The sequence below is a fragment of the Streptococcus sp. FSL E2-3494 genome (assembly GCF_038007085.1).
Taxonomy (GTDB): Bacteria; Bacillota; Bacilli; order Lactobacillales; family Streptococcaceae; genus Streptococcus; species Streptococcus thermophilus.
Genome location: NZ_JBBOWN010000003.1, coordinates 93,731 through 108,106, shown reverse-complemented (window position 1 = coordinate 108,106; position 14,376 = coordinate 93,731). Strand labels below are relative to the sequence as shown.

The 14,376-nt window shown below is 39.5% G+C and carries 12 protein-coding genes and 2 pseudogenes; all 14 read right to left on the bottom strand.

Features of this window, described 5'->3' with window-relative positions; translation table 11 throughout:
* Nucleotides 1-40: 40 nt before the first annotated feature.
* On the bottom strand, nucleotides 41-1,102 hold the full coding sequence (locus tag NST05_RS10190; RefSeq protein ID WP_100273302.1) for a PhoH family protein: 1,062 nt from the start codon (nucleotides 1,100-1,102) through the stop codon (nucleotides 41-43).
* 79 nt (nucleotides 1,103-1,181) lie between these two features.
* Nucleotides 1,182-1,598: pseudogene (locus NST05_RS10185) on the bottom strand (hypothetical protein); the annotation flags it as partial.
* Nucleotides 1,599-1,864: 266 nt separating this feature from the next.
* Complete coding sequence (locus tag NST05_RS10180; protein WP_340743029.1) at nucleotides 1,865-3,160, bottom strand: CHAP domain-containing protein; 1,296 nt, start codon at nucleotides 3,158-3,160, stop codon at nucleotides 1,865-1,867.
* 240 nt (nucleotides 3,161-3,400) lie between these two features.
* Nucleotides 3,401-3,616 (bottom strand): YozE family protein, encoded by a 216-nt coding sequence (locus tag NST05_RS10175; protein ID WP_002944188.1) that lies wholly within the window; start codon nucleotides 3,614-3,616, stop codon nucleotides 3,401-3,403.
* Between the two features lie 8 nt (nucleotides 3,617-3,624).
* Entirely contained in the window at nucleotides 3,625-4,482 is an 858-nt protein-coding gene (gene cvfB, locus NST05_RS10170) for an RNA-binding virulence regulatory protein CvfB (protein ID WP_014608029.1), read from the bottom strand.
* 90 nt (nucleotides 4,483-4,572) lie between these two features.
* Nucleotides 4,573-5,130: a ribosome recycling factor gene (gene frr, locus NST05_RS10165; RefSeq protein ID WP_002949868.1), complete on the bottom strand. Its 558-nt coding sequence runs from the start codon at nucleotides 5,128-5,130 to the stop codon at nucleotides 4,573-4,575.
* 14 nt (nucleotides 5,131-5,144) lie between these two features.
* Nucleotides 5,145-5,882, bottom strand: coding sequence for a UMP kinase (gene pyrH, locus NST05_RS10160; protein WP_011225564.1), 738 nt, complete (start codon nucleotides 5,880-5,882; stop codon nucleotides 5,145-5,147).
* A gap of 235 nt (nucleotides 5,883-6,117) precedes the next feature.
* Nucleotides 6,118-6,928: pseudogene (locus tag NST05_RS10155) on the bottom strand (sensor histidine kinase); the annotation flags it as partial.
* A gap of 371 nt (nucleotides 6,929-7,299) precedes the next feature.
* Complete coding sequence (locus tag NST05_RS10150; RefSeq protein ID WP_340725874.1) at nucleotides 7,300-7,671, bottom strand: GNAT family acetyltransferase; 372 nt, start codon at nucleotides 7,669-7,671, stop codon at nucleotides 7,300-7,302.
* 155 nt (nucleotides 7,672-7,826) lie between these two features.
* Nucleotides 7,827-9,605, bottom strand: coding sequence for an ABC transporter ATP-binding protein (locus NST05_RS10145; RefSeq protein ID WP_014727347.1), 1,779 nt, complete (start codon nucleotides 9,603-9,605; stop codon nucleotides 7,827-7,829).
* The gene (locus tag NST05_RS10140) at nucleotides 9,595-11,409 is read right to left on the bottom strand and encodes an ABC transporter ATP-binding protein (protein ID WP_111679283.1); all 1,815 of its coding nucleotides are present in this window, start codon (nucleotides 11,407-11,409) and stop codon (nucleotides 9,595-9,597) included. Before NST05_RS10140 ends, NST05_RS10145 begins: the two co-directional genes overlap by 11 nt.
* Nucleotides 11,410-11,412: 3 nt before the next feature.
* Nucleotides 11,413-11,856, bottom strand: a complete 444-nt coding sequence (locus NST05_RS10135; protein WP_100262378.1) for a MarR family winged helix-turn-helix transcriptional regulator — start codon at nucleotides 11,854-11,856, stop codon at nucleotides 11,413-11,415.
* Nucleotides 11,857-12,046: 190 nt separating this feature from the next.
* Complete coding sequence (locus NST05_RS10130) at nucleotides 12,047-12,457, bottom strand: peptide deformylase (RefSeq protein WP_084828532.1); 411 nt, start codon at nucleotides 12,455-12,457, stop codon at nucleotides 12,047-12,049.
* Nucleotides 12,458-12,713: 256 nt separating this feature from the next.
* Complete coding sequence (gene gdhA, locus NST05_RS10125; protein WP_002949856.1) at nucleotides 12,714-14,066, bottom strand: NADP-specific glutamate dehydrogenase; 1,353 nt, start codon at nucleotides 14,064-14,066, stop codon at nucleotides 12,714-12,716.
* Nucleotides 14,067-14,376: the final 310 nt, after the last annotated feature.

The following is a 14,376-nucleotide window of genomic DNA, read 5'->3' as shown; positions in this document are numbered from 1 at the left end:
GAGGTAGAGAACACTTACTCTCAAACCTCTTTTCATCTATTTACTTTTTAACATCCTCAGCACCAATGACTGGGTATTCGGTCAATCCTGATGCTACTTCTTCAGCCTGGTCTGATCCCTCTGATTTTTCCTCAAGATTAAACTTAGGTGTATCTTTTTCATAAGCATTAATGATATCGGCAACAACTGGGTGACGTACGACATCACTAGCAGAGAAATGGACAAAATCAATAGCCTTGATTCCCTTCAATTTCTCCATGGCATCGACAAGACCAGACTTAACACGACGTGGAAGGTCAATCTGACTCATATCTCCATTGATAATCATCTTAGAATTAAAACCAAGACGGGTCAAGAACATCTTCATCTGCATGATGGTTGTATTTTGCGCTTCATCAAGGATTACAAAGGCATCTTCGAGGGTACGACCACGCATATAAGCAAGAGGGGCAATCTCAATAATTTCACGTTCCATGAGGCGAGTCGTCTGCTCTTTGCCAAGAATTTGATAAAGGGCATCATAGACGGGACGAAGGTAAGGATCTACCTTTTCCTTGAGATCGCCAGGCAAAAAGCCAAGACTTTCACCTGCCTCAACCGCCGGACGTGTTAAAACAATACGTTTAACCTGACCACGTTTAAGAGCTGTGACTGCAAGAGTGACCGCTAAAAAGGTTTTACCTGTACCAGCTGGACCAATTCCAAAGACCACATCATGGCTTTTAATGCTATCAACATAAACCTTTTGCCCCAAGGTCTTCACTCGAATAGGCTTACCACTGTTGTCCTTGATAATCTCTTCTTCATATAAAGCGACAAACTTGTCAATCGAACCATCTTGAGCCATGGTTAAGGCCGCGACAACATCTGAAGTGTTAACTAGCATTCCTCGTTCCACTAAAACAAGGAGAGCTTGAATGGTCAAGCGGGCCAATTCGACACTTTCTTCGTCATCCCCAAGGATTTGCACACGCTCTGTTCGAGCATGTATGATAACATTTAGGTTTTCTTCAATGAGTTTTAAATGACGCTCATTGGTTCCAAAAAGCGACAAGACATCATCTGGGTGATTTAGGGTAATTTCAACAGAATACTCTTGCAAATAGAGTTCCTCTTTCTTAAGTATTTTTATCCATTATATCAAAAAAATCACGCCAGGCGTGACTTTTTGTAATTCTTAATTATGCATTGAACGATACGTGAACGTGGTCATAGTGGTTTTCAGTAATGCTACCACGATCAGGCATTTGGTTCCAAGTATTGGCTGGTCAATAGATATTATCTACTGGTGCGTAGAAATGTTGTCTGTAGATGACATATGAGATACCTGCATTTGCGATATTGTCTACAGCATATTGAGCGACTTGATTACTAACTTCTGAACCAACTGGTACCATAACGTCAACGGCACGTCCTTTACCATGGTCTTGTGGGTCACCTTCACGGTAACCACCGATATTAGTAAGACCAAATTTTGCTGCTACATCTTGACGGAAAGCTTCAGCATGTGGTTGAAGATTTGGATCCGTTGGAAGTGTATTTGTTGATGCAGGTTGTGTTGCTAGCGCTTCTGAAGTTGCTGGTGCTTCTGATGTCACTGCTAATTCTTGGTTAGACGACAAAGCAAATAACTTTAAATTCGTATAAGACATGATTTCCTCCAAAATATCTACTAGACCATTCTACCTTTTTTAAGTTGATTTTCAACGCCAAATAAATGGTGTCACATGAACTTAACAAGGATAAAAATACTTCCCCTTAGTCTAGAATTTTTTTCAAACACCATTATTTTCTCAGGCTGAATATATTATTTATATAAAATAAAAGCGATTCGGGAATAGCCGAATCGCTTTTGTTATACTCATTATGGGTAAATATAAAATACAGAACCACCATGCGCTGATGATGTTGGATCAAATGTACCACGGTAGTTACTGATTGACATGTTACCAGCGTAGTTCGATTCCATAACTTGAATTGAATTTGCACCTGATGCTGATGTAACATAAGCTACGTGACCATAACCACCACCATCTTTTGGCCATACCGCAATCGCACCGGCTACTGGAGTTTTACCTACTGAGTGACCAGCTGCTTGCGCACTAGCAATCCAGTCTTTAGCATTACCCCAATTATTACCAGCCCATGGAGCCAATGATTTCACACCCCAAGTACATTGTCCAACTGGATATGTATTAGGAGTTGATGCAGCTTCTGATGTCGCTGCTAGTTGTTCTGCTGGTGCTTCTGAGCTCTCTGGTGCCTCTGATGCAGCTGCTAGTTGTTCTGCTGGTGCTTCTGAGCTCTCTGGTGCCTCTGATGCAGCTGCTAGTTGTTCTGCTGGTGCTTCTGATGCAGCTGCTAGTTGTTCTGTTGGCACTTCTGATGCAGCTTCTGATGTTGCTGCTGGTTGTTCTGGCGCTTCTGAACTCTCTGGTGCCTCTGATGCAGCTTTTGATGTTGCTGCTTCTTGGTGTGCTGCTACTTCAGTTGTTTCAGCTTGTGCAGATGTTTCAGTTGCTGGAGCTTCCTCTTCTGCAAGTGTTTCTTCAGCTGATGAAGTAACATGATCAATAGCGTCTGCAACTGGTTGTTCAGTATCTGCGTAAGCTGGAGCATCTGATGCTGATGCGATAGCCTCTGTTACTTCTGAAACAACTTGTGTTGATTCTTCTTTAGCAGGTGCTTGAGTAGCTGTCAAGCTAACAGTTTCAACTGGAGCTGACAAATCAGATGCTACTACAGATTGACCATTTACAGTCACTTCGTTAGTTGTCAAGTTAGATTCTGCTACTACAGGTGTGTCAGAAGTTTCTGAAGATGGTGTTTCAACTTTAACTGATACTGCTTGATTATCGGCGTTGTATGTTGTTGTCAAAACTGTTCCAGGGAAAATCAAGTCAATGTTTGTAATTTCATTGATATTAGCCAAAACATTCATATCGATTCCCATCGCTTCAACAATACTACCTAAAGTATCACCATATTGAACAGTGTAAGTTTGTTGATTATCATTTACAGAGATATCTGCCTTGATTTGATCTACTGAACGTGCTGTCCAGTGAGAAGTTTCATCGGCATGTACGTGACTAGCAGCAAAAAGCGAAAGTGCTGCAGTCGAGTAAAGAAGTGCCTTTGTAGTTTTAGATTTTGATAACATGTATAATTCATTCCTTTTTTAATGATTTTAATATCTACAATAATACCACACTTTCCATCAAAAAAATTGTGACTTACTGCTCTTTAATGCAATTACTAACTAGTTGTAACAACCCTGATTTATTGAAAAACATCTGAGATATTTGTAAAAAAAATGTAACAATTTATTTCAATTCAAATGCTAACCACTTAATAAAAAATTGTAAAAAACAGTTACACCTATGGTAAAGCCCTATCCCTATCAATGTGCTAGATAGTCTTCCCAAATCTGGTCAAATTGACCTAGATTGAAAGAGAAACTAGCATGATCTTCCAAGTAACGACTAACTTCTTCAAAATCATCGGTATGCTTAGGAAAGGTTGAATCTTCAAAAGCCAAATCGGCTAAAATAGCTACCGGTTCATTTGATTTTGGATTACGTTGAGCCATCAGCCAAGTATAAAAGGATTTTCTCATACCTTCTCCTAACCGATTAATTCTGTTCCAAACTGATCTTGTTTGACTTTTTTAGCCTTCATCAGACCACCCAAGGCTTTTTTGAATTGTCCCTTAGAAATACCAAAGGTCGCCTTGATATCTGCTGGTGACGATTTATCATTAAGTGCCATAAAGCCACCGTTACTCTCTAAATAGGTCAAAATCATCTGTGCATCATTCTCGAGCATTTCAAAAGAACGTGGTTTAAGAGAAAGGTTAAGGGTGCGGTCAACTTCTCTAAATCCAATCACACGCGCTTCAAGGACTTGACCCAAGCGCGGCTCAGCATAACGTTCTGATGGATGGATGAAGCCAAGCATATTATTCTCTGGCAGATAAACAAAGGTTCCTGACAGTTTAAGACGGTAGGCAATGGCTGGCCATTTTTGATTTTGCATATTATCGTAAGCAGGACCAGCTATGCGTTGAAAGACCTCAGGTTCAGCAGGAAGCCCCCAAATACGATCTTTTTTATCCACATCTAGTTTTATATAGAGTTTGTCCCCCTTCTTGGGCCAGAGCTCTTTGAGTTCAGGTAAAACATCAAGAGAGACAACTATTTCCTTATCTGGAATTCCCACGTCTACAAAGACACCTAAATCTTTTCGGACATCAGTGACCTCTCCCCAATCGTAAGATTCTCGAGTTGCCTTGATTTCCTTTTGAGTCAAACGTAATTTTTGCTTACTATCTGTATAGGCGAAACCTTTCACCATGTCACCAATGGCGTGTTCTCCCTCATCTTTAGCCAAAGCAAAGGTCACACCATCCTTTTGAACAAAGTAAAAGCGGTCATTTTCATCAGTTACTAGTGCAGTAATGATGGTTCCAAGTAGTGTATTCATCTTTTTTCCTCTAAAAATAGAGTCGGACAAGGAAGCTAACATATTCCATGCTCTTTTGCTTTCTGTCCCACTCTCCTTATTTTCTATTGATTAAACAGTAAGGAGTTCTTTTTCCTTCTCTGCTATCATGCTGTCGATCTTATTAACAGCATCATCAGTTGCTTTTTGGATATCTTTTTCCAAAGTTTTCAATTGATCTTCTGTAATTTCTTTTTCTTTTTCTTGCTTTTTAGCTTCATCCATAGCATCACGACGGATGTTACGGATAGCGATTTTAGCATTTTCACCGACTTTTTTCACTTCTTTGGCTAACTCTTTACGAGTTTCTTCTGTAAGTGCTGGGATAACCAAGCGGATTACAGAGCCATCGTTAGCTGGGTTGATACCAAGGTCAGATTCATTGATGGCACGTTCGATATCAGCGATTGATCCTTTATCAAATGGTGAAATCAAAAGAACACGTGCTTCAGGAACAGTGATTGAAGCCAATTGGTTAAGCGGTGTTGGAGCACCATAGTATTCCACAGTGATGCGGTCAAGAAGTGATGCATTGGCACGACCTGCACGGATAGCTCCGAATTCACGGGCCAATGACTCGTGTGTGTGGGCAAAACGTTCTTTTGCTTTTTCAATAATTGCGTTTGTCATGAGTTCTCTCTTTCTTATTTACGTAATTCTGCTTTGTTAGATACAGTTGTCCCAATTTGTTCACCAAAAATAACACGTTTGATATTTCCAGGTTCGTTCATATTAAAGACAACAAGATCAATGTCATTATCCATTGAAAGGGTAGAAGCTGTGGCATCTATAATTTTCAAACCACGCTTGATAACTTCTACATGTGTCAATTTGTCAAATTTGACAGCATCAGCGTTTTTACGGGGGTCATCATTGTAGACACCATCGACACCATTTTTAGCCATAAGGATGGCATCGGATTCGATTTCAGCGGCACGAAGTGCTGCCGTTGTATCTGTTGAAAAGTATGGTGAACCAATACCTGCTGCAAAAATAACGATACGCCCTTTTTCAAAGTGACGAAGGGCACGGCCACGAATATAAGGCTCAGCCACAGATTTCATATCAATCGCTGTTTGAACACGTGTATCGACACCCAATTGTTTCAAACTGTCAGCCATAACAAGAGCATTCATAGTTGTCCCAAGCATTCCAGTATAGTCAGCTTGAACACGATCCATTCCTGCTTCAGCTGCGGGTTCTCCACGCCAGAGGTTACCACCACCGATAACTAGAGCAATTTGAATACCTGAATCCGCTACCTCAGCAATTTCTTTAGCTATAGCTTGGACGGTTGGAAGATCGATCCCAACACCTTTTTCACCAGCTAGAGCTTCACCTGAAAGTTTAATGAGGACACGTTTGTATTTTGGTTCTGCCATGATTTCTCCCTATTAACTATTATATTTCTGATTTGATTCTTAGCTGAGATTTATCATTTCTAATCCATCAGTTGCCATCATTTTAAAGGTTGCAAAGGAACTCATTTGACCTTCTCCTTTTGACGATTTGGATAAGAAAATGGTTTCTTTTTTGCAAAGCAAACACTAAATCTTCATCCTTACTATTTTATCATAAATTAGGATTTTCACCTAGTCAAATATTAAAAAAATATGTTTACAAGATGACCGTAAAGGTGATGGTGTCATTTTTATAGGAGGCAAGGATTCGCCCCCTTAAATAATTTGACCATGCTTTGCGCCATGGATAGACCTATGCCGAAACCACTGTGCTCTTTGTTATTATGAGACTCATCAATACGATAAAAGCGCTCAAAAACTTACCATAATCAATTTTCTTGCCTTCTTTATAGGTATTTGACACTTCTAAACGAGCCCTTTTACACGTTCTTCCAATCTGACGAAGTCTTACCGTAACCGTTCCTTCTGGATCACAATACTTGTTAGCATTATCCACTAGGAGAGTTATAAGTTCAAAGAGAGATTTTCCCTCGGATTTTACATGGATATCTGGAGTGATATCCATAACGAAGGATTTGCCATCTCGGACGACAGGTCCCTTAAAGTCCTCGGCTGCATCCTCTGTAATATAGGAGAAATCCACATTTTGAAGAACAATGTCCGGCTGCTCCTCCAGACGAGATAAAGCCACAAGAGAATTGATTAGTCAAACGTGCCACTTGGTCATTAGTTGACTTGATCCATTCATTCTCCCCTGTCATGAGTTCCTGTAGCTCCGTATTAGCAGAAATAATAGCTAACGGTGTCTTTAATTCATGACCAGCATGGTGATAAAACGTCGCTGCTTTTCATAATTTCGAATGAAGGGACGAATGACGATTCCTGACAAAGCACTGACAATGATGACAAAAAAAGATAAAAGCAAACAGTGATAAAAGAATAGAAAGATTGAACAAGGCTTGGGAAGAATTATAATAAGAGGTCGTGTCCAAAAAGACTACCAAAACCTTATTTTCACTGACCTTACTAACTTGACAGCTAAGATTGATATTTTTTCTCTAATCGTTCCAAGATTATTGGTCAAACGGTCTAACTGTCAGGGCATATCTAGCCACTTCATCGTCGTTTATTAGGAACATAGGACTGGTATCCTTACTAACAACCATATCACCCGATAAAATAACGCTGAAAAATCGAAAACTGTTCGAAGGAATCTCATCTCCTTGATTGGTCTCAATTTTTGTGGTTTTTTCCGAAGCTTCCATTATTCTCTGTGAGTGTGTTGAGGACCTTGGTAATTTCCTGCTCCGTCTGAAAAGACCTCACAGTGTTGATGATTCCCACCAAAGGGTTCAAGCGAGAAGCGAATCCCTATCCCTTATCTTTGATAATCCGGAGTCACTGACAACATCATCAGGTACCAGTCGTACTCTGCAGAATCTTCTATATTTCTTTCAGACTCTTCAACGAAGTTAAAATACTTGAACAATCTAATAATACTTATAAAACGGAAAAGCTTGATCGCCCCATTTTGAAGATTGTTAAGCATAGATACCGTCTGATGCTGTAAAATAGCTGCTGCAACAATGTGACCATCCTCTTCAGCCACCAAACAAGAGTCCATTTTTATAGCAAAACGGATCAATATTTTCTGCAAAGCTAAGACAAACTCATCATACTGTTCAGGATTCTTTAAATTACTAGCATTCATCGAGAGGCAGGGATAATCTTCAAAAGCATCTGCGCACACTCATGTCACTTTTTAAACTTCATCTTGTCTTGCTTTGCAATATTGCATCTTATCTCATAATCTGTCTGTTTCTTTTCAGTATAACACAAAACGCATGACTTACAATCATACGTTTTATGGAATTTTGTTAAATCTTATAATTTTATAAGAATATCCTAGGCCACTTCTTCCGTAAACTGACTATTATAAAGATCAGCATAGAATCCATTTGCTGCCATGAGCTCATCATGATTTCCCTGTTCAATAATGTTACCATCTTTCATCACAAGGATGAGGTCCGCATTTCGAATGGTTGATAAGCGGTGGGCAATGACAAAGGATGTACGACCCTCCATAAGCTTGTCCATAGCCTTCTGAATCAATTCTTCTGTTCGTGTGTCAACTGATGATGTTGCCTCGTCCAAGATAAGAAGAGGGGCATCCTTAAGAAGTGCACGCGCAATGGTCAAAAGTTGTTTCTGACCAACTGATAAAGTAACAGAATCATCCAAATAGGTATCGTAACCTTTTGGAAGTGTGGTGATGAAGTGATGAACACCCACGGCCTTGGCTGTAGCAATAACTTGCTCGTCAGAGATATTTTCTTGGTTGTAAATCAAGTTATCTCGAATCGTTCCTTCAAAGAGCCAAGTGTCTTGAAGTACCATAGAAAATTGATCATGGACGGTCTCACGCTTCATGTCGTTCGTATCCACACCGTCAATGGTGATACGGCCTTTATCGATATTATAGAATTTCATAAGCAGGTTAACAATGGTTGTCTTACCAGCACCCGTCGGACCAACAATAGCAATCTTTTGTCCTGGCTTGGCAAGAGCTGAAAAATCATGAATGATAGTCTTTTCAGGAGTATAACCAAAGGAAACGTGGTCAAAGACTACTTGACCCTTGGTATCTGTCAACTCAGCTGTCTTGACTGACTCGTCGTCCATATCTTTTTCTTCCAAAAATTCAAAGATACTACCAATAGCTGCAGTTGCTGATTGGAGTTGTGTAATCCCTTGTGCAATTTGAGAAAGAGGTTGAGAAAAGATACGAACATAGGTCATGAAGGCTACCACATCACCGATGGTCAGGCTTCCGTCAATTACCTTAACAGCACCTACCAAGCAGACCATGACGTAACCAAAGTTACCGATGAAAATCATAAGTGGCATCATAATACCAGAGATAAACTGAGATTGCCACATTGAATTATAGAGCTTATCATTAAGCCCCTTGAAATCTTGACTGCTTTCTTTAGATGCATTGTAGCTCGTTACAACTGCTTGACCTGTGTAGATTTCTTCAATGTACCCATTAATGTTAGCCAAATTTTCTTGTTGGCGTTTAAAAAGTGGTTGCGAGAAGCCCATGATAAAGGCTACTAGAACAAATCCTATCAAGACAGAACCAATCGCAGTGAAAGCCATAGTAACATTTGAGTAGAACATCATAATAATGGCTGCTACCAAGAGAACGCTTGAAGTAATTAGAGTACCCAGACCCTGACTAAGCGATTGTCCCAAAAGGTCAACGTCATTAGTCACACGAGAGAGTGTGTCTCCTTGAGAATGACTATCAAAATAATTAAGAGGTAAGGTGTTGATTTTCTTTTGGATTGCTGTACGGAAACGTTGTGAAAATCGTTGCGTAATTGTTACAACGGTAAAACTTTGTAAGTAACCAACAATGGCTGAAATGGCATATAAAACAGCCAAGGTTAAAGCAATGCTGCCCACCTTGTCTAAATCGATGCCCGGAATAACCCCCATCTTAGTTGGCGTAATCCCATCTGTAATAAGATTGGTGATTTCTTTTAATTTATCAGGTCCAATAACAGTTATAACTGCTGAAATAATGGCTCCAACAATCGCAAGGACAAAGGGAACTTGGAAACCTTTAATGTAGGGTTTTAAACGTTTATAGGACGATGTTTTTGGCTTATTTTCCATCTTCTAACTCCTCCTTAGACAATTGTGAATAGGCAATTTCTTGGTAAACCTCATTGTTAGCCAAGAGTTCCTCGTGGGTTCCTTGACCAACGACCTTACCTTTATCAAGAACTAAGATTTGGTCAGCATCCATAATAGTAGAGATGCGTTGCGCAACAATCAACTTGGTCATATCTTGTGTTTTTTCAGCCAATTCTTGACGCAACTTGCGATCGGTCTTATAGTCCAAAGCTGAGAAGGAATCGTCAAAGATCAAGATTTCAGGCTTACGGGCAAGTGCACGCGCAATAGCCAGACGTTGTTTCTGACCACCTGAGAAGTTAGACCCAGCTTGAGCCACTTCTGCCTTAAGTTGACCTTCTTTATTTTCAACAAAGTCTTTTCCTTGAGCCAATTCGAGAGCTTCCCAAATTTTAGCGTCATCAAGAGGGCTGTTATTGCTGGTTCCCATCGTCGTATTTGACGTGATGTCCCCTGAGAAAAGTACTGCCTTTTGTGGGATATAACCAACAATATTGTGCAAGGTTTCGTGATCGTAATATCTCACATCTACACCATCGACCTTTATAGTTCCTTGCGTTGCATCGTAAAAACGTGGGATAAGGTTGACAAGAGTTGATTTACCAGATCCAGTCGAACCAATAAGAGCAACCGTATCTCCTTTTTTAGCTTTGAAGCTAATATGCTCCAAAACAGGCTCTGAAGTTTCAGAATAACGGAAGGAAACGTCTTCAAATTCAACAGTTCCGACTTCTTTAGGCTTTTCAGAACTATATTCAGGGTAAGAAACTGAAGATTGAGTATCTAAAACTTCATTGATACGTCCAGCTGCTACAACTGCTCGTGGAAGAAGGAAGAAGACAACCATCATCATCATGAATCCCATAACAACCTGCATGGCATAAGATGAGTAAACCACCATGTCTGAGAAGAGATGAACCTTGTCTTCCATGGCACCAGCAATCTTAGTTGGATCTGTTGGAATCTTAACATCTTCAATCAGATGCGCACCAATCCAATAAATAGCTAGCGTCAAACCACTAGATACAGCAGTCATTACCGGTGTCAGCAAGGCAAAAGAACGACCGATGAAAAGATTGTTTTGGGTTAGATCAGTATTGGCCTTTTCAAACTTATCCTCTTGATAACTCTCGGCGTTATAGGCACGCACCACACGAATCCCAGTAAGAGATTCACGCGTCACACTATTGAGTTTATCTGTCAGAGTCTGAATCAAACGTTGCTTAGGCATGACCATAATCAAGAGGAAGAGCATAAGAATGGCAATTACTGCCACAGCCACAAGCAAGGCAAGAAGCCAATTCCCATTTTTATCAGCAATCTTTGTAATAGCCCAGATTGCCATAATAGGTCCCTGTGTAATAACCTGTAACCCCATGGTCAGTGCCATCTGTAATTGTGTAATATCGTTTGTCGTACGGGTCAAAAGACTAGGAATAGAGAATTTCTTAATCTCGGCATCCGAAAAATCTAAAACCTGATGGAAGATATCATCACGAAGACGAGTGGTAAAACTAGATGCTGTTCTGGCAGCTAGAAAACTAACCACTACAGAGGCCATAAAGCCCGCAAAAGACATTAAAAGCATTCGCATCCCTGGGGCATCCATATTCCAAGCAAAAATATCCGATGCCTTAGTCCCCTTGGTTGATAAGAGGGTTATAATGTCAGACATATAGTCTGGAATTTTCAAGTTTAGATAGACGTTCAAACAAACAAATATCACAGCTAAGACAATCATACTTAACTCTTTTGCCGTCAAACGTTTAAAAATTTTAAACATAAGTTACTCCTTATTTTTCTCTAAATTCTTACGAATTTGGTGAAAGACTCGAAATGCTGTTTCAGCATCTTCTTTCGAAATACCATCTAATAACTGTCCATAGATAGCCTCTCGGAAATGTCCGACGTCTTGAGCCTTCTTTTTGCCTAAGTCTGTCATATGAACATACTTGTAGCGTTTGTCCTTGTCAGATGTCACCAATTCAACAAAACCATTTTTCTCCATACGTTTGACCAAATTACTAGCCACTGACTTGGAAATAGATAGTTTTTTCTCAATATCTTTGATAAATATTTCTTTATCTTGGTTCTCAAACAAGTACCTAACGGCAAACCCTTGTGGACCAGCTAAATGCTCAACGCCATACGCTTTACCTAACTCTTGCACGCGAGACTCCATAGTATTGATGAATTCTCTGAAGTCACTAAAAGGATCTTTTCCATGCATCGCAAGCTCCTCCTTAAATAATTCTCATGGAAACTACTTTAGTTCTTATAAGAACTATTGTCAAGAAAAAAAGTTCCTATGAGAACTAAAAAAGAGTGAGGTAGAAATTTTTAGTTCCTACTCTCACTCCCATAACTATCCTAATCGATGTTTCGAAATCTAATATTAAGCACTTCCTAAACCATGCTAGCTATATAATAACACCCTCCAAATGATCCAATTCATGCTGAATAATTTGGGATGTCATACCAGAAAAACTCAACTGTTTTGGCATCCATCGTTCATCTAAATAGGCAACCTCAATCGATTCATAACGTCTGGTTGGGCGACTTCCTTCTAAAGACAAACAAGACTCCTCCGTTTGAAAAGATGAAGACTTGCTTACCAAAACAGGATTAAACATAACCAGATTGACAAAACCGATATTGACGATAATAACACGCTTTTTGACTCCGATCATATTGGCTGCCATACCCACACAGGCATCCTTATGAAACTCCAGCGTATCACGTAAATCCTTTGCCAAATAGAGGTCTTCTTTAGTCGCTTCTGTCGATTTTTGTCCTAGAAAAAAGACATCCTTTACGATAGTTTTTATCATCTATTTACTCCCATATTGTTTCTTATCTAAACTATGAAATCATATGTCCTTTATTTATCAGCTTCATATCCAAAGACATGAAAAAATAGCTACCCCATTCCTTATCTCTGAACCAAGGGATTTCAATTACATATATAATTTCCTCAACTTATTATATCAAAAATAGCTGACTTCTAGGAAAACAGCTAAAAAAGAAACCCGCAGGCTTCTTTTCTTATTTTATAGAGAGGCTTATTAACCAGGTCAGGCCTATTAATTAAACAATACCTTGAGCTGACATTGCATCTGCAACTTTAAGGAATCCAGCAATGTTTGCACCCACAACAAGGTTACCTTCTTGACCAAACTCTTTAGCAGCAGCTGCAGCATTTTCATAGATACCCTTCATGATATCGTAGAGTTTAGCATCAACTTCATCGAATGTCCATGATGTACGTCCGCTATTTTGTGCCATTTCAAGAGCTGATACAGCAACACCACCAGCGTTAGCAGCTTTGGCAGGACCGAATGATACACCAGCTTTAAGGAAAACATCAATAGCTCCCAAAGTTGAAGGCATGTTAGCACCTTCTGAAACAGCAAGAACGCCATTTGCTACAAGTGTTTCTGCATCTGTTTCATCCAATTCGTTTTGTGTTGCACATGGGAAAGCCAAGTCAGCTTTGATAGACCAAACTGTCTTTTCACCACCAGCAGGTGTGAAAGTTGCATTTGGACGAGCTTCTGCATATTTCACGATACGTTCACGTTTAACTTCTTTGATTTCTTTCAACAAATCAACGTCGATTCCATCTGGATCATAAACAAAACCAGATGAATCAGAACATGTCACAGCTTTAGCACCTAGACTTTGCAATTTTTCAATAGCGTAAATCGCAACGTTACCTGCACCTGAAACAACTGCTGTTTTACCGTTAAAGTTTTCACCACGTGCATTAAGCATTTGTTCTGCAAAGTAAACAGCACCATAACCAGTTGCTTCTGTACGAGCAAGTGATCCACCCCAGTTCAAACCTTTACCAGTAAGAACACCTGTGTATTCGTTACGAATACGTTTGTATTGACCATAGAGGTAACCAATTTCACGTCCACCAACACCGATATCACCAGCAGGCACGTCTGTATCTGCACCGATGTGTTTGCTCAACTCAGTCATGAAGCTTTGGCAAAAACGCATGATTTCGTTGTCTGATTTACCTTTAGGATCGAAGTTTGATCCACCTTTACCACCACCGATTGGTTGACCAGTCAATGAGTTTTTAAAGATTTGTTCGAAACCAAGGAATTTAATGATTGATTGGTTTACTGATGGGTGGAAACGAAGACCACCTTTATAAGGACCAATAGCTGATGAGAATTGTACACGGAAACCACGGTTTACCTGTACTTGACCTTTATCATCAACCCATGGTACACGGAATGAAACGATACGTTCTGGTTCAACCAAACGTTCCAAAAGGTTTTCTTCGATATATTTAGGATATTTATCGAAGACAGGGACAAGTGAATCGAAGACTTCTTCAACTGCTTGAAGGAACTCAGCCTCGTGGCTGTTTTGAGCTTTCACTTTTTCAAAAACGCTAGCAACGTATTCTTTACCTGTTGTCATATCAATGTTTCCTTTCAAATAATTACCTTAGTAATTTAATCACATGAATAGTATAAATTTTCAGAATCTTCTTGTCAAGTGTTTTTTGTCATTTTTTTTGATTTGCATGTTAGAATTTATGACATAGCTAATTCTTCCTCTTTTGTAAAAAACTATCACGTCAATAATGTAAGCGTTTTATTTTTTTGGGGTTATTCTTTCAAAAATTTTCTCCTTATTTAAAGACTTGAAGCTGAATTTGTTTGAAAAAACAATTTAGTTATTTTACTATTTCATCTATTTACATTACCTCGAAACTATACCACCATTA

Excerpts from the sequence above, each read along its gene's own strand:
- cvfB (WP_014608029.1), bottom strand. The coding sequence starts at position 4,482 with ATGAATACACTACTTGGAACCATCATTACTGCACTAGTAACTGATGAA.
- NST05_RS10180 (WP_340743029.1), bottom strand. The coding sequence starts at position 3,160 with ATGTTATCAAAATCTAAAACTACAAAGGCACTTCTTTACTCGACTGCA.
- gdhA (WP_002949856.1), bottom strand. The coding sequence starts at position 14,066 with ATGACAACAGGTAAAGAATACGTTGCTAGCGTTTTTGAAAAAGTGAAA.
- NST05_RS10130 (WP_084828532.1), bottom strand. The coding sequence starts at position 12,457 with ATGATAAAAACTATCGTAAAGGATGTCTTTTTTCTAGGACAAAAATCG.
- pyrH (WP_011225564.1), bottom strand. The coding sequence starts at position 5,882 with ATGGCAGAACCAAAATACAAACGTGTCCTCATTAAACTTTCAGGTGAA.
- NST05_RS10145 (WP_014727347.1), bottom strand. The coding sequence starts at position 9,605 with ATGGAAAATAAGCCAAAAACATCGTCCTATAAACGTTTAAAACCCTAC.
- NST05_RS10175 (WP_002944188.1), bottom strand. The coding sequence starts at position 3,616 with ATGAGAAAATCCTTTTATACTTGGCTGATGGCTCAACGTAATCCAAAA.
- frr (WP_002949868.1), bottom strand. The coding sequence starts at position 5,130 with ATGACAAACGCAATTATTGAAAAAGCAAAAGAACGTTTTGCCCACACA.
- NST05_RS10140 (WP_111679283.1), bottom strand. The coding sequence starts at position 11,409 with ATGTTTAAAATTTTTAAACGTTTGACGGCAAAAGAGTTAAGTATGATT.
- NST05_RS10135 (WP_100262378.1), bottom strand. The coding sequence starts at position 11,856 with ATGCATGGAAAAGATCCTTTTAGTGACTTCAGAGAATTCATCAATACT.